The following is a 23,732-nucleotide window of genomic DNA, read 5'->3' as shown; positions in this document are numbered from 1 at the left end:
CGTGTCAGGCGATTCATACAGGCTCGCCCATGAATTGCTAACGACTCCACGCGTTGCCTGCTTCACGGCGCACCGCGGGCCGGCCGGTCATCGCGACGGACGCCTCAGCGCAGCTGCAAGCCTTGACTCGTGAAGCGCACGGTGTCGGCCGAGCTGCCCAGGATGACGCGCAGGTTCTCGCGGGCGGATTGCCGCAGATTGGCCACGACGTTGGCGGGCTGCTGCTGGGTGGTCTTGTTGGCAAGCGCCATGAAGGTACCCAGCATCGCGCATTGCTCGTACAGGCGGCGCCGGTCCTGCGGGCTGAGCTGGGCGAGCATCTGCTGCACCGACGCGCTGTTGCGCAGCTGGTGGCCGGCAGCTGCCACGCTCTCATCGCTGAGCTCCGTGCCGGTCATGGCCATGTAGTTGCCCGCCACGACCGCGGCGATGGCGCCACCGACATCGTCCTTGGGCCAGCCGAGTTTTTGCTCAAGCTGGTGATAGCCCGGCATCAGCTGGGCGTAGATCTTCTCCAGCTTGGCGCGCTGTGCGGCCGGCACGGCCTGCGCCAGCTCGGCCGCGTTGCGCTCCACCTGCGGCGCACCGAGCGGAGGCTGCGGCTGGCGGGCCGCCTGCTGCGCGTTCGGGTGCGTGGCGTTGATCAGCGACTGCTGGTTCAGGAAGGTGGTGCTGATGAAGTTCGACGTCGGCGCGTTGTAGGTCTGCGCGAACTCCATGATGTATTGGGCGCGGGCCGGCAACACGGCCAGGCAAGCCACCGCCGCAAAGGCGGTGCAGGCTCGGCGAAGGAATGCCGGGCGGGTCGCCCGGCTCGCAACGGCGTTGATCATCAAGGTCCTCTGCATCAAGTCACGGGCCGACCGCAAGGGATGGCGGCGGCGTCATGGCAGCCAGCGTACCGTGGAACAGGTCGTGACCCACTCCCCAGTTCCGCCGGTCATCGCCTGCATCTTCACGGCGAAATCGTGCTTCACGTTCGGCCAGGTGAAGGCCAGCGGCTGGGCTTGCGCTGCCGGCAGCACATAGACGGGGCTGGTGGCGCAACCCGTGGTGCCGACGATGCGGGAAGCGCCGATCTCCGACTGCGGGAAGACCGCTTCCGCCGAGCTGCCGCTCATGTAGTGCACAAAGGCCAGCCACTGGCCGTCGGGCGACCACGTCGGGCTGCCGAACCAATGCGCCAGCGGGCTCGTCGCGTCGGCCACGGCCGTCATCTGGCGCAGATCGCTGCCATCGACATTGGCCGTGAAGATGTGCGTGTCCATGTCGTTGCGGCGCTTGACGCGCCAGGTCAGCGCGATCTTGCTGCCGTCGGGGCTGACGGCCAGACTGCTCTGACCGGCGACATAGCTGGTGTCATCGACGGCATCGTTGGGCGGCAGCGCCAGGCGGGCGACCAGCTCTGACGTCGTGGCGGCCGGTGACGAGCGCCAGAGCTCGTTGGCCTTCAGGTAGAGGTAGCGGCCGTCGGGCAGCCAGGCCTGGGGTTCGCCGGTGACGGTGGCGCCGTCCAGCTGCGAGCCGCGCTTGCTGACCGACATGGTCAGCGCGTCCAGCACGGTCAGCCGGCGTTCGGTACGGAAATCGTCGCCGTACTGGGCCAGCACCCAGCGGCCATCGGCTGACACGGCCGGCTCGCTCAGGCCAAGGAGGTCGGACACCGCCAGCGCACCGCCGCGCGCCGCCAGCGTGGTGGCATCGAACAGCGTGACCGGGTAACTGCTCTCACCGGTGTTGCGCGTCAGGCGCACCAGCGTCCCGCCGCCCTGGGCGACGGACCAGACATCGAAGCTCGCGGTGGCCGATCCGGGCAGGCCGGTCTGCATGCCGGTGGACAAATCCATCAACCGCGCGGCCCGCCCGTCGGGCGCGTTGACGAGCAGGCGGCCGGGCAGCGTGCGGCTGGCGTAGGTGTAAACGGGCGGCGTGCCGGGGGTGGGGGCCGGCGCGGGTGTAGGTGCTGGCGTCGGCGCAGGGGTGGGTGCGGGCGCAGGGGTGGGTGCGGGTGCGGGCGCAGGTGCCGGCGTCGGCGCAGGCGCAGGCGTGGGTGCAGGCGCGGGCGTGGGCGCAGGTGCCGGCGTCGGCGCAGGGGTGGGCGCCGGCGCGCTGTCGCCAGAGCCACCGCCGCCGCCGCAGGCCTGCAGCATCGCGACCGCAAAACCAACGAAGCTGGCTTTCAGGGTGTTCGACGGAGCAGGTGCGGGGGGCAGGGATCTGGCAGTCATGTGTTGGCGCGGGAAATGGCAAAAAACCGGAGTGCTCTTGCAGCACTCCGGCGTTCGGGGTTGAAGCGATTACTGCTTGCGAGCGACCGAGGACATGGCTTCACCGATGGCCTTGATGGCCGTCGAGAAGGTGTTCTGCAGCAGGCTGAACTCCTGCGACGTGGCCTGGAACTCGGCATTCAGCTTCTGCATTTCCTTGGCAGCTTCTTGCTGGGCCTCGTTGCCGCCACCCGTCTTGGTGTTGGCGATGCGTTGGCTCAGGTCGACCAGCTTGCCGGCGCGCTCGCCCATGGTCTTGCCCATGGCCTTGGCGATGGCGACCAGCCAGCTTTCGGCCGAGGCCTTGCCGCTGTCCTTGCCTTCGCCCTTGAGTTCCTTGGTGACTTCGGCAACGATCTGCTTGGCGGCGTCCTGGATGAACTGGTCCATCCAGTCGCCGGCAGCGGCCTTGGCCTGGCCGGCGGCTTCGGGGGTCACGCCTTGCTGGCTCTGGCTGAGCAGGTTCTGCACCGCGCCGTCGATCTTGCCCTTGACCTCTTCGGCCAGGAACTTGGGCATGCCATGTTCCTTCTGCAGGGTGTCCACGGCTTGCTTGGTTGCATCGCCCAGGGCCTGCTGCAGCATGCCGCCGATGGCCTGGCCAATCATGGCGCCGAGCGGGCCACCAAAGATGCCGCCGACGATGCCGCCGATCGAGCCGAGGATGCCGCCGGCGCCGCCGCCACCGAAAACGCTGCTAACTGCTGATCCCATGTTGATCTCCAAAAGAATGTTGGGTTGCGCGGCAAAACTGCCGCAACGATTGATTGAGTTCAGAGCATCTGAATCCGGAGGCGACTGAAGAAAACACCGGATTCGCTGCGTGTCTTGTCGGCAAGGTTTTCTTGACCAAACTCTGCGGCGCTGACGGATTGAATTAAACGGGGTCGGCCCCGCGCTGCCTATCTGCGGCTGCTCCTAATTCGGCGCCGTTGACGCTAGGGTTGGCCGCAATGGACCCATCCAAACCCCTCAACACAGCGCACAACGCGGGCAGGTCCAGCCCGAGTTGCGCCTTCAGGCTGTTGCGCGCCATCCAGGTGGCCGAGGCCGGGTTGGCGCCGCCCTGGCGGCTGGCCTGCACGGTCCACTCGCCCAGCGCGACCGCCAGCGTCGCGAAGCGCTCGAAGACGTCTTGACGCTCCGCCAGCGGCACGTCCTCCCAGGGCAGTTCGTCGATGACCCAGGCCCTGAGCCACTGCGTGATGGCCTGCCAGCGCTCTGCACTCAGCGGCTGCTGGTCAAAGGCCTGACGGCAGGCGCCGAGGTAGGCCGCCAGCGCGCGGCCGAGGTCGTCGTCCTGCGTCAAGTGGGCGTCCATCTGACGGAACTGCTGCAGACAGCGTTTGGCCAGTTCGCCGTGCGCGGCGGGCTTGCCGGCGCCCAGCATCTCAGCCAGCGCCGCCGCGGGCACGTTGCCAATTTGCACGGCGCGCGCCGGCAGCCGCCAGCGCGTGCCGGTCGCCTCACCAGCGCCATCGGACAACGGGGCATGCGCCAGGCGCGACAGGGTCAGGGCTTGCGTCAGGCGGGCGGCCAGGGCGTCCTGCCAGGTGTGGGGGTTGGTGGAGCGGGTCATGGTGGACTCAAGGTGGATGGCAGCGTGGCGCGCCGCTGGCGGCGCAGGCGGTCCCTGCGGCTGAGCACCTGAACGTGCGACCAGGTCGCGGCGTCCAGGGCGTGGTAGTCGGACAGCTGGCCCTCGTAGGGCGCGCGGCTGCGTGGCGTGAAGCCGAGCGCGGCCAGGCAGCCACGGGCAGCGCGGTTTTCGGGGTGGCAGATGCCCCAGACGGTGCGCAGGCCCAGGCTCACAAAGGCGTGGCGCAGCAGCACCTCGCCGCCGCTCAGCGCCAGGCCGCTGCCCCAGTGCTCGGGGGTCAGCCGGCTGCCCAACTCGACATCGTCGGCACGCAAGCCGAACGCCTCGTTGTCAGGGCTTGCCTGCACGGGCATCAGGCTGAACCAGCCGGCAAAGCGCTCGGCACCGTCGTCCGCCGGCACCGCACAGCGCCAGATGCCCAGGCCGGGGTGGCGGCGATAGAAATCGCCCAGACAGAACGCGAACTCCTCCGCCCAGCGTGCCTCGTGCAGCGGCTGCTCGTCGGGCAGCAAGGCGCGAACGCGCGGGTCGGCGTGCAGCCGCTGGATGTCGGCCGAATCGCCAGCGACGAACTCGCGCAGCAGCAGCCGGTCGCAGCGGTGCGAGAACGAGGTGATGGTCGTCATGCGTCGGCGCCCGGTTCGGGTCGGCCCGGCTGAGGCCAGCGTGCCAGCAGGCTGATGCCGCCGGCCGTCACGCCCAGCATCCAGCGCTCGCCGGCATGGTCGAGCAGCACGACTCGCTCGCGAGTTCCAACTGGCAGCGCGCGCACGAAGCGCAACGCGTCGCCGGGCTCCGCCTTGGGGCTGCCGAAATCCTGCAGGCGCCGCCAACCGCGGATCAGCAACCAGGCCAGCAGTAGCACGAAGGCCAGCGCGACAACGGTGCTGGCGATGTTGAGCATCAGGTCTTGCATGAGTCGTCGGCGTCAGGCGGGCACGGCCCGGGGGTCCAGGTCGGGGTGTCGGGTCAGGTCTTCACCCGGCGCGGGGCGGCTGCGCGGCGGCTCGGGCGGCACTTCATCGCGCCGGTGCGGGTCGGCGCGGGCGGCCTCCCACTTGAGCTGGTCGCGCACGCCGTCGGCCCAGACGATGACCTCGGCCAGCACGTCGAAAAGGTCGGGCGGGATGACCTCGCCGGCCTCGCAGCGCGCGAGCAGCTCGCGCGCCAGCGGCACATTGCGCACGATGGGCACGCCGGCATCCTCGGCGGCCTCGCGCATCGCTCGGGCGACATGGTCCTCGCCCTTGGCGCTGACGGTGGGCACGGGGCAACGGCCGGGCTCAAAGTCGATGGCGATGGCCACATGGGTCGGGTTGACGACCAGCGCGTTGGCGCCGCGCGCGGCCGCTGCCTGGTTGCGCTGGCTCCACTCCGCGTGGGCCTGCCTGCGCTGCTGCTTGAGGTGCGGGTCGCCCTCGCTGTCCTTCATCTCCTGCTTGATGTCGCGCATGCTCATGCGCAGCTTCTTGGTGTAGCGGTGGCGGGTCCAGAAGGTGTCGAGCATGGCCACGCCGGCAAAGACGCCCACCGTCCACGCCAGGGTCTTGACGGTGGCCTCCCAGATCAGCCCGCCCAGGTGCTGGGCCGGTCGGTCGGGCGCCATCGCCAGCCGCATCGCGTCAGGCAGCAGCACCAGCGCCACGGCCCAGCCGATGCCCACCAACAGCGTCGTCTTCAGGATGCCCTTGAACAGCTCGACGAGGTTGTCGAGCGAGAACATGCGCTTGATGCCCGCGGCCGGGTTCAGGTGTTCGAGCTTGGGGGCCACCTTCTCGAAGGCCAGCACCGGGCCGGCCTGCAGGTACTCGACCAGCGTGCCCAGCACCGCCACCGGGATCATCAGCAGGCCCACGAGCAGCACGGCCAGCTCCAGGCTCTGCCAACCTAGCAGCGCGGCCACATGACCAAAGCCTTCGGCGCGCCAGCCGGCCGCGATGCGCACGAACATCGCCTCGCACAGCGCCGCCGCGCGCTCGCCGGCCAGACCCACGCATAACGCCCCGGTGACCAGCCACACCAGCAGCGTGGCCGTGCTGGTCAGCTCCCGTCCCTTGGCGATGTCGCCCTTCTTGCGGGCGTCCTGCAGGCGCTTGTGTGTCGGCTGTTCGGTTTTGTCGCCGCTGTCGTCGGCCATGGCTCCCTAACACCTATTTCTAGGGGGTGCAAAAGTTGATTGTGAAAACTTGTTTACATCGCTTTGCCCAGACCTACTTCTAGGGGGCGCTTCTCCATGCCATTCGCATGGGTGTTGCAGCGGCGGGACCGAACGATGCCCGGTCTTCGGATTGCAGCGATGCACCAGATGTTTCCACGCGTAAACGTGGGGGGGCCTGGTCTGCATACAAAGGGTGCGATGTCTACGGGTTAGTCAGTTACGTCTGCTTTCAAGAGTCAACAAGGGGCCAGGCCTTGCCTCCATAGTCCGGCCCGTTCACGGAACAGGGAAGACCAGTGCTCGGACTACAACGGCTCAGTCATGTCATGGCAACCGCTGCGTTAGGCGCAAGCCTTGCGAGCGCGCAGGCCGTGGCGGGCTGCCAACCGCAGCAAGCCGAAGCGCTGCTCGACGCAGCCCCCGTGGTCGGCACCGGCGGCTTTGCACTGTCCGAGCGGCTGTGCATGGCCACCGTCGTCAGGAGCGCGGTGCCGCTGGTCGTTGCACAGGCGGAAACGGCGACGGTGCGTGCCGAGGCACCAGCGCCAGCGCCGGTGCTTCAGCGCGCAGCCGTGACCCCACCTACGCCGAAGCCGGCACCGGTCCACCGCGACGCCGCGGGTCAGGCGCGCATCCGCGCCCTGGCGCCGCTGATGGCCGACGTCGCCGTGCGGCACGACATCGACCCCCTGCTGCTGCATGCGGTGGCCCACATCGAATCGCGCCACCAGGCGCAGGCGATTTCACATGCCGGTGCGCGCGGGCTCATGCAGGTCATGCCAGCAACCGGCCGCGGCCTGGGCGTGGCGGATGCGCGCGACCTGCTGACGCCGCAGGCCAATCTGGAGGCCTCGGCCAAGTACCTCAAGCGCCTGCAGGCCCGCTTCGGCAATGACCTGGTGCTGGTGCTGGCCGCCTACAACGCCGGCGAGGGCGCCGTCGAACGCCATGGCCGGCGCGTGCCGCCCTTTGCCGAAACGCAGGCGTATGTCCGCAATGTGATGGCCGTGTATGCCGAGCTGCGGCGCTGGTTCGGGGACCGCGCATGAACTCGCGTCCTGATGGCCTGTCAGGCTACTTCGCGGCGAGCGACCAGCCGCGCGAAGGGCTGATCGCGCGCTTCAGCGATCTCTTCCTGGTCGCGGGCATCGTCGCCATCGTCGCGCTGATGGTGCTGCCGCTGCCGCTGTGGCTGATCGACCTGCTGGTGGCCGTCAACATCGCATCGGGCCTGGTGCTGATCCTGATCGCCGTCTACGTCAGCGGGCCGCTGGAGTTCTCGGTCTTTCCCAGCGTGCTGCTGATGACGACGCTGTTCCGCCTGGCGCTTTCCATCGCCACCACGCGGATGATCCTGCTGCATGCGGACGGCGGTCACATCATTGCGACCTTCGGCAAGATGGTCGCGGGCGGCAACCTGGTGGTGGGCCTGGTGGTGTTCCTCATCATCACCGTGGTGCAGTTCATCGTCATCGCCAAGGGCGCCGAGCGCGTGGCCGAGGTGGCGGCGCGCTTCTCGCTGGACGCGATGCCGGGCAAGCAGCTGTCCATCGACTCCGATCTGCGCTCCGGCCTGATCGACAAGGACGAGGCCAAGCGCCGCCGCCGCACGCTGGAGCTTGAAAGCAAGCTGCACGGCAGCCTCGACGGCGCGATGAAGTTCGTCAAGGGCGACGCCATTGCCGGCATCGTCATCATTCTCATCAACCTGCTCGGCGGCCTGGCCATCGGCGTGCTGCAGCAGGACATGAGCATGGGCGACGCGGTGCACCGCTATTCCATCCTCACCATCGGCGAGGGCATGGTGGCGCAGATCCCGGCGCTGCTGGGCGCGATGGCGGCCGGCCTGCTGGTGACGCGCACCAACGATGACGAGAACGACCGCCACCTGGGCGACGCCATCCGCAAGCAGCTCGGCGCCAAGCCGCGCGTGCACCTGATGGCGGCCGGCATCTGCGTGCTGCTGGCTACCGTGCCGGGCTTCCCGCCGCTGGTCTTCGGCGCGCTCGCGCTGGTTTTCGCAGCCGCAGGCCTGATGCTGATGCCCCAGAGCCGTGACTGGCTGACCGAGCGCATGCCCAACCTGCGCAGCAAGCGTGCGCAGGCCGAATCGGCCGTCGTTCGCATCGCCCAGCCGCGCGTGCGGCCGTCGGTGCCGCTGCTGCTGGAGCTGCCGCAAAAGCTGCTCGCTGACGGCGGCCTGGCCGTGACGCGCGCCGTTGAAACCATGCTCGACGATCTGCAGCTCGACCGCGGCCTGCCCTTGCCGCGCGTGGCGCTGCACGGCCGCGTCAATCGCGAAGGCTGGCGGCTGCTGGCCCACGAGGTGCCGCTGGCAGAGGGCACGCAGGCCGACGACCCACAGCTGCTCGCCGAGCACGTGCGCCAGGCCTTGCGCCGCAACGCGGCGCTGTTCATCGGCATCCAGGAAACCAGCGAGCTGCTGACCCGCGCCCAGGCCGACCTCGCCGACGTGGTCAAGGAGGTGCTGCGTGCGCTGCCGGTGCAGAAGGTCACCGAGGTGCTGCGCCGCCTCGCCTCCGAGGAGGTCTCGATCCGCAACCTGCGCGACATCCTCGAAGCGCTGGCCGAGGCCGCGCAGCGCGAGAAGGACGTGCAGGCGCTGACGGAAATGACCCGCATCGCCCTGCGCCGCCAGACCCACCACCGCGTCTGCCCGAGCGGCGAGCTGCAGGCCCTGCTGCTGTCGCCCGAGCTGGAAGCCCTGATGCGGCAGAACCTGCACGTCAGCGGCGGCGTCACCCAGCTCGCCATCTCGCCCGATGTGGCGCGCCAGTTCTCCGCAGAAGTGCAGACCCAGATCGTCGCGCTGCGACCGCAGGCCATCGTCTGTGCCATCGACCTGCGCTGGCACCTGCGCAAGCTCGTCGAGGCCGAGTGCTTCGACACCCCCGTGCTGTCCTTCCACGAATTGCTGCCCACGCTGAGGCTCACGCCGCTGCACCATTTGCCCTGCCCCCAAGCGCTACCGCAGGCCTCCCCCCAGACCGCGCTTCTCGCCGCATGACATCCACACTCCGTTTCGCAGCCGCCAGCGCGCTGCTGCTGGCCCAAGCTCTGCCCCTGTCGGCTGCACCGCTGCCGGAAGGCCTGCGCCCCGTCAAGCTGGAGGCCCGCGACCAGCCGATCGAGCAGTTCCTGCAAGGCCTGTTTTCGGGCACCGACATCCCGGTCGTCGTCAGCGGCGTGCAGGGCCAGGTCAACGGCCGCTTCGAGGGCACGCCCACCAAGCTCCTGCGCGACCTGAGCCGCGCCTACAACCTGCTGAGCTACTACGACGGCGGCGTGCTCTACATCGCCACGGCGGGTGACACGCAGACACGCAGTTATCTGCTCAGCCCCGCCACCGCCGCCCAGGTGCAGCGCGCCGCCCAGGCGTTGCAGCTGCCGGATGCGCGCAACACGCTCAAGTTCGGCGGCGACGGTGCCTTGCTGGCCGTGGGCGCGCGTCGCTTCGTGCAGCAGATCGACGAGCTGGTGCGCCAGGTCCGGCCCACAACGGCAGCGGCGGCCGTCAACAGCTGGATGCCCCAGCCCCAGCAGCAGCCCCTGCCTGACTACCGCATCTTCTACCTGCGCTATGCCTGGGCGCAGGACGTGCCGATGAGCTTCGGCGGCCAGCAGACCACGCTGCCCGGCGTGGCCAGCATCCTGCGCTCGCTAACCGGCCAGCCGGCCAAACCGCGCACCCAGGTCGCCAGCGACCCGGCGCGCGCCCAGGGCAGCCAGCGCATGCGCGGCGGTTCGCTGCGTGCCGGCGGCGGCAACACCACCACACTCGGCCTGGTCGACGAGGCCGCACCCAGCGTGCGCGGCGCCGACACGCTGGTGGCCGCCCTCAGCGATGCCGGCTATGCGATGCCCGCGGCGACCTCCGCGGAGCCGCCACCGCCACCGCCCGACTTCGCACCGCGCATCGAGGCCGACCCCCGGCTGAACGCCGTCATCGTGCGCGACCTGCCCGAGCGGCTGGAGCGTTACGCGGCGCTGATCAAGTCGCTCGACGTCGAGCCGCAGTCGCTGGAGATCGAGGCCACCATCATCGACATCAACACCGACCGCATGCGCGAGCTGGGCATCAACTGGCGCTACAACCGCGGCCTGTCCAGCCTGATGTTCGGCAACGGCACGGCCAGCGACAACCGCCTCAACGGCCGCGTGGACCCGACACCCAGCGCCGAGGGCGGTGTCATCTCCGCCGTCATCGGCGACCGCTACCCGTTCGTCGCCCGCATCACGGCGCTGCAGAGCGACGGCGCGGCCAAGGTGGTCAGCAGCCCGCAGGTGGTCACGCTGTCCAACGTCGAGGCGGTGTTCGACAACAGCTCGACCTACTACGTGCGCGTGGCCGGGCGTGACGAGGTGGACCTCTTCAACGTCACGGCCGGCACGCGGCTGCGCGTCACGCCGCATGTATTCAGGGACGGCGACGACACCCCGCGCATCAAGCTGCTGGTGCAGATCGAGGACGGCGGCCTGACCGGCCAGAGCGTGGACAACCTGCCCATCGTCGAACGGTCGGGCATCAACACCCAGGCGCTGATCTCTGAGGGCGAGAGCCTGCTGATCGGCGGCATGGTGCGCGACAGCTCCAACGCCGGCGTCGACAAGGTGCCCGTGCTGGGCGACATCCCCGTGCTGGGCAACCTCTTCAAGACCCAGCGCAAGGGTGGCCAGCGCATCGAGCGCATGTTCCTCATCACGCCGCGCCTGGCCAGCAGCAAGGCGACCGCCGACGTGATGGAGAAGGCCCGCCAGCCGCTGCCCAACCCGGCGGCGCCCAACGCGTCGACCGCGCCGGTTGCGCCCGCAGCGTCCGTCGAGTCGACGACGACAACGACGACCCAGGCCGTGGCCAGCGAAAGCACCGCACCCCAGGAGTGATCGCCATGCTGATGAAGCCCTTGCTCGAACTGCGCGTGCTGGCCGGCCGCCAGGCCGGTGCGCGCGCCCGCCTGGAGCCGCAACAGGACCTGCTGATCTGCAGCCAGAACGCCGGCAACCAGGGCGACACGCAGTTCGCGGACATCCTGCTGTCCAGCCAGCTCGACTTCCATGCACGCCTGACACCGACGGGCCCCGACCGGGTCGGCCTGCAGCTGATCTCCGGCCACGCCGTGCTGGCCGAGCGCGCGCTGGAGCCGGGCATCACCGTGCACGCCTGGGCGCCCGGCCAGCCGCTGGAACTGGGCGACACCCGCGTGGCGTATGGCCCGGCCGACCAGGCGCACTGGCCCGAGCCGGTCTTGCACGATGGCCCCGAGCTGCTCGCCGGCAGCCAGGCCCCACAGCGCACGCCCGCGCCCGCCGCCCAACCGCGCCCGTTCATCGAGGGCGTGCTGACGGCGCTCGGCCTGGTCATGGTGACAGGCGGCGTCATGCTGGCCTGGCAGGGCGGCACGCTGCGAGAGGCCGGCCAGGTGGTCGCCAAGGTCATGCCAGCGTCCCCGGCCGCACCCGCCACCGCTGCCAGCCCGGCCGAGCAGCTGGCCGGCGTGATGGACGTGTTCCGCCTGCACGGCGTCAGGGCTCAGGCCGCCTGGTCGCCCGACGGCGAGCTGGTGCTGCGCACCCAGGAGCGCGACGCTGCCAAGGTACAGGCCGCCGCCGATGCGGCCCGGCGCGATGTCGCCCGGCTGCCCAAGCTGCGTGTCGACAACCAGCCGCCCGTCGTGGCCACCGCCACACCGGCACCGCCCGCCGAGGACCCGGCCAAGCGCCTGGTCGCCGTGGTCGACAACACCGACAGCCCCTACTTCGTCACCGCCGATGGCGCCCGCTACTTCAGCGGCGCCCTGCTGCCCAGCGGCCACCGCGTCGTGCAGATCGCCGAACGCAGCGTGACCGTCGAGCGCGACGGCCAGCGCACCCAGTTGACGCTCTGAACACGCGCCGATTTCCGTCGTTCACCCACCCTTCCCCTGCCACTCCCATCAGGAGCTTCCATGTCCAACTCACTTCTCAGCTCTCTCGCCGCCGCACCCGTCACCGGTTCCAGCACCGGCAAGACCAGCGGTGGCTCCTGGTTCGAAGCCATGGCCGACGCCTGGGGCCAGGCATTGGACAAGCAGGCCGCCGACATCGAAGCCAAGTCTGCCGGCATGGGCCAGGGCGCCGACAAGCCCGCGGACGTGACCGAGCTGACCGCCATGTCGCTGAAGATGAGCTTCCTGGCGAACAGCTCGCACACCGCCATCGCGACGGTGGGTTCCGCCCTCGAAACCATGGCGCGCAAGCAGTGACATCCGGCCTCGCCATCGCCACCGCGGTGCCCGAGGTCCAGCTCGGTGCGGGCGCGTCGCTGTCGGCGCTCGGGCAGCTCGGCCCTGCCGATGCGGGTGGCTTCGAGCGCGCGCTCAGCAGCGCCATGCAGCGCATGGACGCGCGCGCGGTCGAGCCGCCTGCGGCCGCCATGCAGCGCCTGGTGCAGCCACTGGAGCACATCAATGCCGAAGCGGCGTCCCTCGGCCGCGACGCCCGTGCTGCTGCCGCCTCGGGACAAGCCCTGACCCCCGGCGAGCTGGTCAACCTGACCGTGCGCTGCCAGGAGTTCATGTTCCATTGCCAGCTGACTTCGAACATCGCCAACCGGACCTCTGAAGGTCTCCAGCAACTCTTCCGCCAGCAGTCATGAAGCCACTCCGAAGCCTTCTTCCGCTGACGCTCCTCACCCTGCTCGCCGCCTGCGGCGAGCAGGCCCTGTACGCCAAGCTCGACGAACGCCAGGCCAACGACATGGTGTCGGCGCTGAGGCTGGCCGGCGTGCCGGCGCACAAGAAGGCGCGCGAGGACGGCTTCGAGGTGACGACCGGCGAGGACGACTTCGCCCGCGCCGTGCAGATCCTCAAGGCCCAGGGTCTGCCGCGCGAGGACTTTGACAGCCTGGGCAAGGTCTTCAAGCGCGAGGGCTTCGTCTCCACCCCCGTGGAAGAGCGCGCGCGCCTGATGCACGCGCTCTCGCAGGAGCTGTCGCACACGCTGACCAGCATCGACGGCGTGCTGCAGGCGCGCGTGACGCTGGTGGTGCCCGAGCGCCATCCGCTGTCCGACAAGGTGCAACCCTCGTCAGCCTCCGTGATGATCAAGCACCGCCCCGGCTTCGACGCCGAGGCCCTGCTGCCCAAGGTGCGCGCGCTGGTGGTCAACAGCGTCGAGGGGCTGCCCTACGAAAGCGTCTCGGTGGTGGCCTTCGTCGCCGAGCCCACGCCGGTGGCGCCACCCGCCACCGCGACCCAGGCCAGCGTGCCGCTGGTGCTGGCCATCACGCTGGGCACGGCCAGCCTGGGCGCGGCCGGCGTGATGGCCTGGCGGCGCCGCAGGGCCGCGGCACAACTGGCCCTGCCGGGAGCCGCCCATGACTGACCGCCAGCTTCGCGCCCAGGTGGCGCGGCGCCTGCTGGAGGACGCCCCCGCCGAGGCGCGCACGCTGACCTGGGCGCAGCTCGACGCCGCGCCCGCCTGGCTGGCGTTGGAGCGCAGCGAGCTGCTGTCGCTGGCGCTGCGTTGCGGCTCGGTGCTGGCCGCACCGGCGCTGCGGCTGTGGATCGCCGGGCCACTGCGCGAGCTGGCCCGCACGGCGCTGGGCGTGCCCTGGTGGCGGGCCGTGCGCGACGCGCAGGACTGGCCGCCGCTCCCTGACGGTCTGCCCGGCGGCTTGAGCGACTGGCCCGATGTGTCGACGCCCGCCGCCTTGAGCCAGCAGTTCACCGAGGCCGGCGCGGCCGTGCTGATGGCCGGCCTGCCGCATGGCTCGCTGCGCCACGCGGCCAGCCGCCGCCTCGGGCCGGTCGCAGCCTGGGTCATGCCGCAGGCCACGGCGCTGGCGGTGCTGCACGAGACGCTGGCGTTGCAATCCAGGGTGGCTGCATGAACGCGAACAGCTTCATGCTCTGGCATCGCGACCCGCAGGCGCGGCTGGGCATCGCGTCGGACCGGCGCGTGCTGCGCGCCGCCGAAGTGCCGGCTTTGCAAGATGCGCAGCAGTTGCTGGCCGACCTGCGCGAGCTGTCAGCGCAGGAACAGGCCCGCGTCGACCAGGCTTGCTCCCAGGCGCGTGCCGAGGGTCTGGAGCAGGGCCTGTCCCAGGCCGAGGCGCAGTCGCGCGCCGAGCTGTCGAACGCAATCGTCCAGCTGAGCCGCGCCCACGAGGCCGAGCGCCAACGCCTGCAGCAGTCGGTCGGCGCTCTGGCGCTGGAGGTGTTCCAGAAGCTGCTCGGCGAGCTGCCGGCCGAGGAGAAGCTGGCCCGTCTGGCGACCCAGGCCGCGCGCGAACTGCTGCCGGCGCGCACATGGCGGCTGCAGGTGCATCCCAGCCAAGCCGCGGGTCTGCGCGCGGCACTGGTCACACTCGACCCGGACGACAAGGCCGGCCTGAGCGGCGCCGAGATCGTCGGCAATGCCGAACTGGCCGAGGACGACTGCCGGCTGACCACGGAGTTCGGCAGTGCCGATGCAGCGTTGCCCACGCAAGTCGAGCGCCTGGCCCGGGCCTGGGGATTGCGGCCATGACGATGGCACTCGACGCGACCAACCCCGACGCGCTGCGCCGCAGCCTGCAGCGCCTGCGCACCGTCGCGACCCTGGGCCGCGTCGTGCAGGCGGGCGGCACGCTGATGCGCGCCACCGGCGTGCAGGCCCGCATCGGGCAAAGCTGCCGCGTCTTCGACCCGTTGCAACCGCAAGAGGTGGGCCTGCTGGCCGAGGTCATCGGCTTCCAGGGCCACGAGGCTGTGCTGGCGCCGCTGGGGTCGCTGCAGGGCGTGCCGGTGGGCGCGGCGGTCGAGGTGCTGAACGATGTCGCCCAACTGCCCAGCGGCCGCGGCGTGCTCGGTCGCGTCATCGACGCCTTCGGCCAGCCGCTGGACGGCGGCCCGCCGTTGAACCACCTGCCGCGCGTGCCGCTGTATCGCGACGCGCCTTCGCCGCTGCAGCGCCGCCCGGTGCACGAGCCGCTGGTCTGCGGCGTGCGCGCCATCGACGCGCTGCTGACCGTGGGCGAAGGCCAGCGCGTGGGCATTTTCGCGATGGCCGGCGGCGGCAAGTCGACGCTGCTGGGCATGCTGGCGCGCAGCACGCGGGCCGAGGTCAATGTCATCGGCTTGATCGGCGAACGCGGCCGCGAAGTGCGCGAGTTCCTGGAAGACAGCCTGGGCGCCGAGGGCCTGGCGCGCTCGGTCGTTGTCGTCTCCACATCGGACCGGCCGGCGCTGGAGCGCGTGCGAGCGGCCCACGCGGCCACGGCGATTGCCGAGGGCTTTCGCGCCGAGGGCGCGCGTGTCGTGCTGATGATGGATTCGGTCACCCGCTTTGCACGCGGCCTGCGCGAGATCGGCCTGGCGGCCAACGAGCCGGCCGTGCGGCGCGGCTATCCGCCGTCGGTATTTGCCGAGCTGCCGCGGCTGTTCGAGCGCGCCGGCAACGACGCCCACGGCAGCATCACCGCCTTCTACACGGTGCTGGCGGAGGACGAAGAAGGTAGCGACCCGGTGGCCGAGGAGGTGCGCTCCATCCTCGACGGCCACCTGGTGCTGTCGCGCGCGCTGGCCCAGGCCCAGCACTACCCGGCCATCGACGTGCTCGCCAGCGCCAGCCGCGTGTTCACGCGCGTGACGTCTCCGCAGCAGCAGCGCGACGCCGCCCACCTGCGCGCGCTGATGGCGCGGCACAAGGAGGTCGAGTTCCTGCTGCGCGTGGGCGAATACCAGGCCGGCAGCGACCCGCTCGCTGACCAGGCCATCGAGCGCATGCCGCAGATCAAGGCCCTGCTGCAGCAGGGATCGCACGAGGCCAGCGACTGGGACGGCTGCCTGCAGCATCTGCGGGAGATCGTGTCGTGAGCGCCGCGCCGGGCCGCCCCAAGCAAGCTCATTCCCGCTTGGCGGGACAGGCCGCAGGCCGAAGGGTGCACCAATGAACCTTTTGTCGGCCACGGACGCCCGCCAATGGCTTCGCCTGCGCCAGCTGCGCGTGCAGCGGGCCCGCGAGGCACTGACACAGGCGCAGCGCGAAGAGGCGCAGGCCCGCGCGGTTGTCGAGGACCGCGAGGCCCGCGTGGAGCATGGCCGCAACCTGATCGCCGAGCTGGCCCGGCAATGGGGCGGTGCCGGCTGCGTCGGCATGCCGCGCTGGCGCGAGCAGGTGGTGGCCCATCGCGAAGCGCTGGCCGAACGCCTGGAGCGCGACGAGTACGCGCTGATCGATGAGCAGGCGGCGCTCGCCCGGGCGCAGGACGCCGTGCGCCAGCGCCGCGCCGAGCTGGTGCGCGCGGAGGCCCGCGAGGCCGCCGTCGATGCCACGTTGAAGGACCAACGCCGGCAAGCCAGCCAGGCGCGCGAACAGCGCGCCGAGCTGGAAGCCGAAGACGCCTGCCGGGCATTGCATTGAGCCTATGAAACTGCTGCCCATCCACCCAGCCCTGGCCGCCCTGTTGCCGCGTCTGCAGCACGGTCTGGCGTCGCCCGATTCGCTGCCGCCTCAGGCGCTGCCCGTCCCAGCCCACGCCGCCGAGCCCGACTGGCGCAACGCCCTGCTGCGGCTGCGCGCGCGGGACGAGGAGACGACGCCACCAGCCGAGCCCGAGCCCGAAGGCCAGCCGCTCGCAACGCTGCCCGTCACGCGAACGCCGCCCCAGCCGGCGCCCGATGTACCGGTGCTCGTCGGCGCCGTGGCGCCGTCCACGCCGACCACCGAGAAGGTCGTTGCGCTGCAACAGCTCGCCGAGGCCAACACCGCTGCCGTGCCGGTGGCGCGCACCTGGCAGGTCGATCTGCCCGCCACCGCCGCGGGGCAGACCTGGCAACTGCACGTCGAGCAGGCCCAGCCGCTGGCACCGCTGAACCTGGAGCTGCGCGTGCCGCCGGTCGCGCAATCGCAGGCGCGCCAGCAGTTGAGCGACCTGGACAAGCGGCTGCGCGAGGTCGGCCACGACGTGCTCCGTCCCCGCCTGACCGATGTGCGGTCCGGCAAGCGCTTCCCGCCGCTGGATGAGGTCGAGCAATGAGCGGCATTGGCGCGATTCAACCGGTGTCCGCCGCTGAAACCTGGGAGGCGTGGCAAGCGCTGATGCATGCGACGTTGGGCGACGCGGTGACCCAGCCTCATCTTGCAGGCGACATGCACGCCGATCTGCAGGTCCAGCCCGCCGCCGAGGCGACGCTGGAAGCGACAGCCCATCCCGACGTGGCGCCGGCGCCCGTGTCGGCACCGCACGAGACCCCTCGTGCAGCGACGGCACTGCCGGTCCAGCTCGCTGCAGCCGGCCTGCCTGGCGACCAGCCGGTGGCCGCGACGCGGACGGTCGACGCGAACGCGGCGGTGCTGCCGATGGCGCCGGTGCTGCTGACGCCGCTGGCCTTGCAGGGCGGGCCGGAGCTGCGCTGGCGGGTGCAGGACGCATCGGCCTGGCGAGCGCTGTTCGACGACGCCGGTCGCGATGCGCCGCACGACGAGGCAGACCTACACGAACCGTTGCCCTTGGCCGACAGCGACGCCGACAGCGAGGCCGAGGCCGAGGCCATGCCGGCCTGGGCGCAGGTTCTGCTCGCCCGGCTGCGCGGCGCGGCCGCTGATCCCGCCTCGGCCGATGCACTGCGCCCCGCGCTGCAGGCCTGGCGCCTGGGCCTGCCGGTGCTGCTTGCCAGTCCGGTTGGCCTGGCTTGCCTGCTGCCGAGCCGTGACGCCGGCACCTGGCAGTGCCGACGCTGGCCCGCGCGCTGGCGCGCTGCCCGACCGGCCATCGGCGAGCGCTGGTGGGCCGTGCGCGTGGGCCTGTCGGCCCAGGGCCGTGCGCGGACGCTGCGCGAGCTGGTTGGTGCTCGCGCGCTGGCGCCGGGCCAGGTCAGCTGCGAGCTGCGCCTGGACGACGTCGCGCCCGGCATTGCGCAGTGGGCCGAGGTGCTGGTGCAGGCGCCCGCCAGCCCCAGCCTTCGGGCCCTGCTCGGCGCGCGGTCGTCGCTGACCTGGCTGTTGTGCAACCAGCCGTTGTGGCCGCAGGAGAGCGCATGACACGTGTGGATGCGACGCTGATGCATGCGCTGGGTGACCTCGGCGAGGCGCTGGCCATCCTGGAGGGCGACTTCCTGGTGGCGCTGAACGCGCCCATGCAGGCCCTGCTGCCCGGCGAGCCCGGCGGGCTGGCCGAAGACTGGGCGCTGCCGCTGCACGGCCTGGCCACGGCGCTGTCTGCACCGCTGGGCGCGCGCACGCGCTGCGGCGTCAGCGGCGAATACGTGGCCCAGCGCGTGGCGCTGGATGCGCGCCATGTGCTGCTGCGCCTGGACGACGAGCGTGAGCGCCTGCATCACCTGCAGCGCCAGCTCGACGATCGCGAGGGGCTGCTGTTCACGTCGCGATCGCTAACCGTGAGCGAGATGGGCAGCGTGCTGGCGCACGAACTCAATCAGCCCATCGGCGCCACCGTCAACCTGCTGCGCGGCCTCAAGCTGCGCCTGGCCCGCCGCCACCCGGAGAGCACCGACGAACTGGCGGCGCTGGACAAGGCCGTTCAACAGGTCAGTTATGCGAGCCAGATCATTGGCCGCATTCGCGAGTACACGCAGTCGCGCCAGCCCAAGACCGAGCGGCTGGACCTGGTCGACCTGGTGCACCAGAGCCTGGCCTTGCTGGACTGGGACCTGCAGCGCGAGTCCGTGCGCCTGGTGCTGCGCCTGCCGCTGACCGAGGCGCCCGTGCAGGGCGATGCCGTCATGCTGCAGCAGGTGCTGATCAACCTGCTGCGCAATGCGCTGGACGCGCTGCGGCTGGACCGGCCGACCGAACCCGTCATCGACATCGAGCTGCAAGTGGAAGCCGGCCGCGCCGAGCTGCGCGTGGGCGACAACGGCCCCGGCATCACGCCGCAGACCGAGGCGCGCCTGTTCGTCCCCTTCAGCTCCACCAAGCCCAACGGCATGGGCCTGGGCCTGTCCATCTGCCGCTCGCTGATCGAGATGCACCAGGGCCGCCTGTGGTTCACGCGGCGAGAGTCCGGCGGCTGCTGCTTTCACTTTGCGCTGCCCCTGATGGCGGCGACCTCACCCACCCTGGAGAAGACGGCATGACACCTCGGCAGATTTATGTGGTGGACGACAACCACGAGTTCCGCGACTCGCTGCGCTTCTGGCTCGAAGGCTTTGGCTGCCAGGTGCGCGACTGGGGCGACCCGCGCGATGCGCTGCAGTCCCTGGCCCGCGTGGCCGTGGGCACCACCTGGCCCGAGTCGACCTGCCTGATGCTGGACGTGCGCATGCCCGAGCTGTCGGGGCTGGACCTGCACGACGCGCTGCGCGAGCGCGGTATCCACCTGCCCGTCATCTACATGAGCGGCCATGCCGACGTGCCGCTGGCCGTGGCCGCGATGCAAAAGCGCGGCGCCGTCTCGCTGCTGGAGAAGCCGCTCGACGACGTGGCCCTGAGCGCGGCGCTGGACCGCGCCTTCGCGCCGACCGACATGGACGCCGGCATCGACGCCGACGTGGAAGGCTCGCGCGAGGAGTTCGAGCGCCGCTCGCAGACGCTGTCGCCGCGCGAGCGCCAGGTGCTGTCCCTGGTGGTGAAGGGCCTGATGAACAAGAACATCGCCGACGAGATCAAGCTGTCGCTCAAGAGCGTGGAGCTGTATCGCTCACGCGGCATGCGCAAGATGAAGGCGAAGTCGGTCACGGAGCTGACCAGGATCATGGTCAGCAGGCGCGCATGAGCTCGATCCCGCAAGCCTCGACACAGGCACTGACCTGGCATTACCTGGCGGGCCCGGCGCGGTTGTGCATCAGCGCGGGCGAGTTCACGCCCGGCGACCTGCCGCCTTGCGCCGCCGAGGCGGCCGTCGTGCTGGACTTGGCGGGCGAGTTGCTCGATGGCCTCGCTGCGGCGGGCCTGCTGGGCGACGTGCCATGGCAATGGGTGGCCGCCACGGGCGGCATGATCACGGGCGGCGCCCAGGCCAGCTGGCGCGGCGCCGAGGCGGAGGCACGGCTGTCCCTGCCCTGGGCGGCGCTGCGCGCACTGGCCGCGCCGCCTGAAGTCCCAGGTCTGCAATGGCAGGCGACGCCGGCCGAATGCCTGATGGCGCAATGGCGCCTCGGCGACGAGGAGCTGGCGGCGCTGGAGCCGGGCGGTCTGCTGCTGCTGGAGGAGCCGGTACGGCCCGAGCCACGCGCTCGTGGCGAGTCGGCCGCAGGTGATAAGCCCTGGCAACTGGTCGCGCGCTGGGAGCAGCCGCTGACGCTGGATGTCGTGATGGGCTGGTGCGGTCCCGTGCCGGTGCCGCCGCCGCATTGCCAGCTCATCGACGCCGCGCGGCCGGATGCGGTGCGCGCCCGCGGCCGCCTCGTGCCCTGGGGCACGGGTCAGGCTTTCCGAATTGACGCGATCTAGTCCGGTCCATGGATCTCAGCACCTTCACGCCGGCCTCGGCCCTCATCACCGTCATCCTGCTGGCCCTCGCGCCTTTCGTGGCGGTGATGGTCACGTCATTCACCAAGCTCGTCGTCGTGCTCAGTCTGCTGCGCAATGCGATGGGCTTGCAGCAGGTTCCGCCCAACGTCGTCATGAACGGTCTGGCGCTGATCCTCAGCATCTATGTGATGTACCCCGTCGGCTTGCAGATGCAGGAAAGCCTGAGCGCCTCGCCGGGCCTGGCCAAGGGCTCCACCAGCGAGATGCTGGCCGCCGCAGACACGGCCAAGGAGCCGCTGCGCGAGTTCCTCATCAAACACAGTCGGCCACTGGAGCGCGCCTTCTTCCTGAAGACCGCACAGCGCAGCCTCAAGCCCGAGCAGGCCGCCAAGCTGACGGACCGCGACTTCCTCGTCATCGTGCCGGCCTTCACCGTGACCGAGCTGACGGTGGCCTTCGAGATCGGCTTTCTGATCTTCCTGCCCTTCCTCGTCATCGACTTGGTCATCTCCAACATCCTGATGGCCATGGGCATGCAGATGCTGTCGCCGACCACCGTGTCGCTGCCGTTCAAGCTGCTGCTGTTCGTGCTGATCGATGGTTGGGTGAAGTTGACGCACGGCCTGGTGTTGACTTACCAAGCATGAAAGTCCAAAGGCAACCACAGAGCCACGGAGGCACAGAGGTAATGCAGAGCGGCTGTTCTCCGTGTCTCTGTGCCTCTGTGGTTGCGTTCCTGCCTTCGCTTCACTCCACATGACATGAACAGCGACGTCATCCAACTCACTCAACAGGCGCTGTGGCTGGTGCTGCTGCTGTCGGCGCCGCCCATCATCGTGGCGGCCGTCGTCGGCCTGCTGATCGCCTTCGTGCAGGCGGCCACGCAGTTGCAGGAGCAGACGGTGCAGTACGTGGCCAAGTTCTTCGCCATCGTCATCACCATCTTCATCACGGCCTCGCTGCTGGGCGGCAGCCTTTACCAGTTGGGTGACAAGGTGTTCAGCGAGTTCCCGGGCATGGTCAAGATCAAGCACTGATGTATGAGTTCTGGGTCAGCCACCCGGCGGATGCGGCATTGCTGCTGGGTCTGTCGACGATGCGGGTGGCGGTCGCCTTCCTGCTGGTGCCGCTGTTCACGCAGGACCTGATCCCGGCGCTGATCCGCAACGCCATCTTCCTCGCGCTGGGCATGCTGGGCCTGCTGGTGCAGGAGCTCAAGCCGCTGAACCTCAGCGGCTGGCAATGGGCGCTGCTCTACGGCCGCGAGGCCATGATCGGCGCAGCCCTGGGCTTTCTGTTCGCGGGCCTGATGTGGTCGTTCGAGATGGCCGGCCAGCTGATCGATACCAAGGTGGGCTCGTCGATGGCCCAGGTGCTCGATCCGCTGTCAGGCCACCAGACCTCGCTGACCGGCGCTTTCCTTGCGCGGCTGGCGAGCTGGGTCTTCATGGCCTCGGGCGGCTTCATGCTGTTTGCTGCGCTGCTGCTGGACAGCTTCGCGTTCTGGCCAATCCATGGCGACTGGCGGCTGATCCCCATCGGCATGCTGGCCTTCGAGGCCGAGTTCGGCCGCATGCTGCGACTGGCGCTGCTGGTGGCCGCGCCGTCGCTGGTGCTGCTCTACCTGGTGGACGGCGTGCTCGGTTTGGTCAACCGCTACGCGCAGCAGCTGAATGTGTTCAGCCTGTCCATGTCCATCAAGGCCGTCGTCGGGCATCTGGTGCTGCTGCTGCAGCTGGGCAGCCTGGTCGCGCTGTTGAACGAGGAACTGCTGGCCCGGCCCAGTGTGGTGATGGACCTGCTGAAGCGCTTGTTCGGCTGAGCCGCTAACCTTCAGAAACAGCAGCGACCGCAATTGCCTGCGCCGCCGGACTGGCCTGAAATGGGGCGGCAACACCACACCGCACGGCATCCATCATGAGCAACGTCAATAGCACCCGGTCCGCCGGCCCCATGTACGGCAACGCCGACAGCAACAGCCAACCCGTTCTTCTTGACCCGCTGCCGGCCGACCGGGACCTGGAGCTGCCCGAGCCCCTGGCCGACGCGGTGGACGGCCTGCTGCCGGAGGCGGTCGATGGCTGGTTGAGCGTGCTGCCGCTGCCCACCTACCGCGTCACCGGTGCGGTGCGGCGCGACACGCCGACCGAGGCGGTGGAGACGCTGACCGTGAACCTGAGCCGCCAATCCGCAGACCGCATCAGGCCCGAGGACACGCTGCAGCGCGACGGCCAGCGCGTGTTCGTCAACGAAGGTGATCGGCAAGCCCGGCCGCCGACGCTCGCCACCGTGGCCCAGCAAGACGCCGCAGCAGCGAAAGGCGACTTCGAATTAGGGGCAGCCGCAATCGCCAGCCGCCGCCAGTCTCGTTAAGCTGAAATCCACTGCCTCACACCTAACGGCCATGATCGGCGTCATCCCGTCACCCACCTCCCCGCTGTTTTCCACCGCCCCGCTGCGCCCGCTCACGGCGCCCGCAGCGGCCGGCCATGCGGGCGGCGCGGCCTGGCTTGATGGCCTGGGCGCCGGCGGCCCCGCCAGCCTGCGCGCCGACGTTGCCGCCGACCAGCGCGGGCTGTCGGTCCAGCAACACGCCGAGCGCGTGCTCGCCGCCCTCGTTGCCTGAACTGCTGGCCGAACCGCGCTGGGCCGATGCGGCCCAGGCCTTGATCGGCGGCTGTGTCGACCTCGGCCCCCGTCAGGAGGGCGCGGTCGCTCTGATGGAAACCGTCTGCAGCGGCCTGGGCGACCAGCTCTACCCGGCCTTTCTGCGCGTGCTGGCCGAAGTCAACCTGCGCGGCGAATACGCCGCCCGCGCCGCCGTGGCGCAGACGCTGACCCAGGCGCTCTGCCAGGGCCGCCTGCCCAGCGGCTCGCGGGCGGCCTGGGGGTCGTTTCAGCCCAGCGCGCAGCGGCGCAGCCTCGGACCCATCGAGTACCTGTGCTTGGCCGCCTGGCCCGGGCGTGAACAGGCAACGCTGTCGCCCGAGCAGTTCCAGACCCTTGCCGGCGCGGTGATGGACCTGCTGGATTGCGACGCCGAGGCGCGCCGGCTCTACGCTGACCATCTGTCTGCCGTGGCGGACGATCCGCTCGACGGCACCATGCCGCGCGAGGTCCGCTCGGCACTTCGGGCGCTGGCCCAAAGCTGGCGCGGGCATCCGGATGCCAGCCAGGCCTGCAAGGCTTTCGTCGATGGACTCAACCGCGCGTTGCGCTAGCCCGATGTATCTTGCTACGGTGCGTTACAAAGTCTGCCTGGCCGCTGTGTGCGGAGGCGCGCATTGAGGCG

General features: G+C 70.1%; 29 protein-coding genes. 22 read left to right on the top strand and 7 right to left on the bottom strand.

The features are described from left to right. Positions 1 to 104: 104 nt before the first annotated feature. The 7 genes from ASC81_RS08735 to ASC81_RS08705 form a co-directional block, all read right to left on the bottom strand. Positions 105 to 833, bottom strand: a complete 729-nt coding sequence (locus ASC81_RS08735; protein ID WP_056265397.1) for a DUF6683 family protein — start codon at positions 831 to 833, stop codon at positions 105 to 107. 51 nt (positions 834 to 884) lie between these two features. Next, positions 885 to 2,228 (bottom strand): PD40 domain-containing protein, encoded by a 1,344-nt coding sequence (locus ASC81_RS08730; protein WP_156391924.1) that lies wholly within the window; start codon positions 2,226 to 2,228, stop codon positions 885 to 887. A gap of 69 nt (positions 2,229 to 2,297) precedes the next feature. Continuing rightward, the gene (locus ASC81_RS08725; RefSeq protein ID WP_156391922.1) at positions 2,298 to 2,981 is read right to left on the bottom strand and encodes a hypothetical protein; all 684 of its coding nucleotides are present in this window, start codon (positions 2,979 to 2,981) and stop codon (positions 2,298 to 2,300) included. A 163-nt stretch (positions 2,982 to 3,144) separates the two neighbouring features. Then, on the bottom strand, positions 3,145 to 3,846 hold the full coding sequence (locus ASC81_RS08720) for a DUF6683 family protein (RefSeq protein WP_056265389.1): 702 nt from the start codon (positions 3,844 to 3,846) through the stop codon (positions 3,145 to 3,147). Further along, on the bottom strand, positions 3,843 to 4,493 hold the full coding sequence (locus ASC81_RS08715) for a GNAT family N-acetyltransferase (protein WP_056265386.1): 651 nt from the start codon (positions 4,491 to 4,493) through the stop codon (positions 3,843 to 3,845). The genes ASC81_RS08720 and ASC81_RS08715 overlap by 4 nt, the downstream gene beginning before the upstream one ends. Further along, positions 4,490 to 4,783 (bottom strand): flagellar biosynthetic protein FliO, encoded by a 294-nt coding sequence (locus tag ASC81_RS08710; RefSeq protein ID WP_056265383.1) that lies wholly within the window; start codon positions 4,781 to 4,783, stop codon positions 4,490 to 4,492. The genes ASC81_RS08715 and ASC81_RS08710 overlap by 4 nt, the downstream gene beginning before the upstream one ends. A 12-nt stretch (positions 4,784 to 4,795) precedes the next feature. Next, positions 4,796 to 6,004, bottom strand: coding sequence for a flagellar biosynthesis protein FlhB (locus ASC81_RS08705; RefSeq protein WP_056265380.1), 1,209 nt, complete (start codon positions 6,002 to 6,004; stop codon positions 4,796 to 4,798). A 392-nt stretch (positions 6,005 to 6,396) separates the two neighbouring features. On the opposite strand from ASC81_RS08705, the gene ASC81_RS08700 reads away from it, so the two are divergent. The 22 genes from ASC81_RS08700 to ASC81_RS08595 all read left to right on the top strand — a co-directional run bounded on the left by ASC81_RS08700 (position 6,397) and on the right by ASC81_RS08595 (position 23,661). Beyond that, positions 6,397 to 7,074, top strand: a complete 678-nt coding sequence (locus ASC81_RS08700; RefSeq protein WP_056265376.1) for a lytic transglycosylase domain-containing protein — start codon at positions 6,397 to 6,399, stop codon at positions 7,072 to 7,074. Next, positions 7,071 to 9,053, top strand: coding sequence for a flagellar biosynthesis protein FlhA (locus ASC81_RS08695; protein ID WP_056265373.1), 1,983 nt, complete (start codon positions 7,071 to 7,073; stop codon positions 9,051 to 9,053). Before ASC81_RS08700 ends, ASC81_RS08695 begins: the two co-directional genes overlap by 4 nt. After that, positions 9,050 to 10,930 carry a type III secretion system outer membrane ring subunit SctC gene (gene sctC / locus ASC81_RS08690; protein ID WP_056265370.1) on the top strand — a complete coding sequence of 627 codons (1,881 nt, stop codon included), beginning with the start codon at positions 9,050 to 9,052 and terminating at the stop codon, positions 10,928 to 10,930. Before ASC81_RS08695 ends, sctC begins: the two co-directional genes overlap by 4 nt. Before the next feature lie 5 nt (positions 10,931 to 10,935). Further along, on the top strand, positions 10,936 to 11,931 hold the full coding sequence (locus ASC81_RS08685) for a hypothetical protein (RefSeq protein WP_056265367.1): 996 nt from the start codon (positions 10,936 to 10,938) through the stop codon (positions 11,929 to 11,931). A 60-nt stretch (positions 11,932 to 11,991) separates the two neighbouring features. Then, positions 11,992 to 12,288: a hypothetical protein gene (locus tag ASC81_RS08680; RefSeq protein ID WP_056265363.1), complete on the top strand. Its 297-nt coding sequence runs from the start codon at positions 11,992 to 11,994 to the stop codon at positions 12,286 to 12,288. Next, positions 12,285 to 12,680, top strand: coding sequence for a hypothetical protein (locus ASC81_RS08675; protein ID WP_056265359.1), 396 nt, complete (start codon positions 12,285 to 12,287; stop codon positions 12,678 to 12,680). The genes ASC81_RS08680 and ASC81_RS08675 overlap by 4 nt, the downstream gene beginning before the upstream one ends. Continuing rightward, positions 12,677 to 13,408 (top strand): type III secretion system inner membrane ring lipoprotein SctJ, encoded by a 732-nt coding sequence (gene sctJ, locus ASC81_RS08670; RefSeq protein WP_056265353.1) that lies wholly within the window; start codon positions 12,677 to 12,679, stop codon positions 13,406 to 13,408. The genes ASC81_RS08675 and sctJ overlap by 4 nt, the downstream gene beginning before the upstream one ends. Continuing rightward, positions 13,401 to 13,916: a hypothetical protein gene (locus tag ASC81_RS08665; protein WP_056265350.1), complete on the top strand. Its 516-nt coding sequence runs from the start codon at positions 13,401 to 13,403 to the stop codon at positions 13,914 to 13,916. Before sctJ ends, ASC81_RS08665 begins: the two co-directional genes overlap by 8 nt. After that, complete coding sequence (locus ASC81_RS08660) at positions 13,913 to 14,554, top strand: FliH/SctL family protein (RefSeq protein ID WP_056265346.1); 642 nt, start codon at positions 13,913 to 13,915, stop codon at positions 14,552 to 14,554. Before ASC81_RS08665 ends, ASC81_RS08660 begins: the two co-directional genes overlap by 4 nt. Next, a complete protein-coding gene (locus tag ASC81_RS08655; RefSeq protein ID WP_082536379.1) occupies positions 14,551 to 15,882 on the top strand; it encodes a FliI/YscN family ATPase in 1,332 nt (443 codons plus the stop codon). The genes ASC81_RS08660 and ASC81_RS08655 overlap by 4 nt, the downstream gene beginning before the upstream one ends. Before the next feature lie 73 nt (positions 15,883 to 15,955). Next, positions 15,956 to 16,429 carry a hypothetical protein gene (locus ASC81_RS08650; protein WP_056265339.1) on the top strand — a complete coding sequence of 158 codons (474 nt, stop codon included), beginning with the start codon at positions 15,956 to 15,958 and terminating at the stop codon, positions 16,427 to 16,429. Between the two features lie 4 nt (positions 16,430 to 16,433). Beyond that, a complete protein-coding gene (locus ASC81_RS08645) occupies positions 16,434 to 17,045 on the top strand; it encodes a hypothetical protein (RefSeq protein WP_056265336.1) in 612 nt (203 codons plus the stop codon). Continuing rightward, complete coding sequence (locus ASC81_RS08640) at positions 17,042 to 18,049, top strand: hypothetical protein (RefSeq protein ID WP_056265334.1); 1,008 nt, start codon at positions 17,042 to 17,044, stop codon at positions 18,047 to 18,049. The genes ASC81_RS08645 and ASC81_RS08640 overlap by 4 nt, the downstream gene beginning before the upstream one ends. Next, entirely contained in the window at positions 18,046 to 19,104 is a 1,059-nt protein-coding gene (locus ASC81_RS08635) for a sensor histidine kinase (RefSeq protein ID WP_082536378.1), read from the top strand. Before ASC81_RS08640 ends, ASC81_RS08635 begins: the two co-directional genes overlap by 4 nt. Beyond that, positions 19,101 to 19,742 carry a response regulator transcription factor gene (locus tag ASC81_RS08630; protein ID WP_082536377.1) on the top strand — a complete coding sequence of 214 codons (642 nt, stop codon included), beginning with the start codon at positions 19,101 to 19,103 and terminating at the stop codon, positions 19,740 to 19,742. Before ASC81_RS08635 ends, ASC81_RS08630 begins: the two co-directional genes overlap by 4 nt. Continuing rightward, positions 19,739 to 20,419, top strand: coding sequence for a hypothetical protein (locus tag ASC81_RS08625; protein WP_056265325.1), 681 nt, complete (start codon positions 19,739 to 19,741; stop codon positions 20,417 to 20,419). The genes ASC81_RS08630 and ASC81_RS08625 overlap by 4 nt, the downstream gene beginning before the upstream one ends. Before the next feature lie 8 nt (positions 20,420 to 20,427). After that, positions 20,428 to 21,087: a type III secretion system export apparatus subunit SctR gene (gene sctR / locus ASC81_RS08620; protein ID WP_056265322.1), complete on the top strand. Its 660-nt coding sequence runs from the start codon at positions 20,428 to 20,430 to the stop codon at positions 21,085 to 21,087. Between the two features lie 114 nt (positions 21,088 to 21,201). After that, positions 21,202 to 21,477 carry a type III secretion system export apparatus subunit SctS gene (gene sctS, locus ASC81_RS08615; RefSeq protein WP_056265319.1) on the top strand — a complete coding sequence of 92 codons (276 nt, stop codon included), beginning with the start codon at positions 21,202 to 21,204 and terminating at the stop codon, positions 21,475 to 21,477. Next, on the top strand, positions 21,477 to 22,262 hold the full coding sequence (gene sctT / locus ASC81_RS08610; RefSeq protein ID WP_056265315.1) for a type III secretion system export apparatus subunit SctT: 786 nt from the start codon (positions 21,477 to 21,479) through the stop codon (positions 22,260 to 22,262). The genes sctS and sctT overlap by 1 nt, the downstream gene beginning before the upstream one ends. Before the next feature lie 95 nt (positions 22,263 to 22,357). Beyond that, complete coding sequence (locus ASC81_RS08605; RefSeq protein WP_156391918.1) at positions 22,358 to 22,813, top strand: hypothetical protein; 456 nt, start codon at positions 22,358 to 22,360, stop codon at positions 22,811 to 22,813. Between the two features lie 31 nt (positions 22,814 to 22,844). Then, complete coding sequence (locus tag ASC81_RS08600; RefSeq protein ID WP_056265307.1) at positions 22,845 to 23,066, top strand: hypothetical protein; 222 nt, start codon at positions 22,845 to 22,847, stop codon at positions 23,064 to 23,066. Continuing rightward, positions 23,059 to 23,661, top strand: a complete 603-nt coding sequence (locus ASC81_RS08595) for a hypothetical protein (protein ID WP_056265304.1) — start codon at positions 23,059 to 23,061, stop codon at positions 23,659 to 23,661. Before ASC81_RS08600 ends, ASC81_RS08595 begins: the two co-directional genes overlap by 8 nt. Positions 23,662 to 23,732: the final 71 nt, after the last annotated feature.

It is taken from the genome of Pelomonas sp. Root405 (genome assembly GCF_001425165.1).
GTDB lineage: Bacteria > Pseudomonadota > Gammaproteobacteria > Burkholderiales > Burkholderiaceae_C > Pelomonas.
Note: the sequence above shows the minus strand (reverse complement) of the source record. Positions and strands in the feature narration are given on the sequence as shown.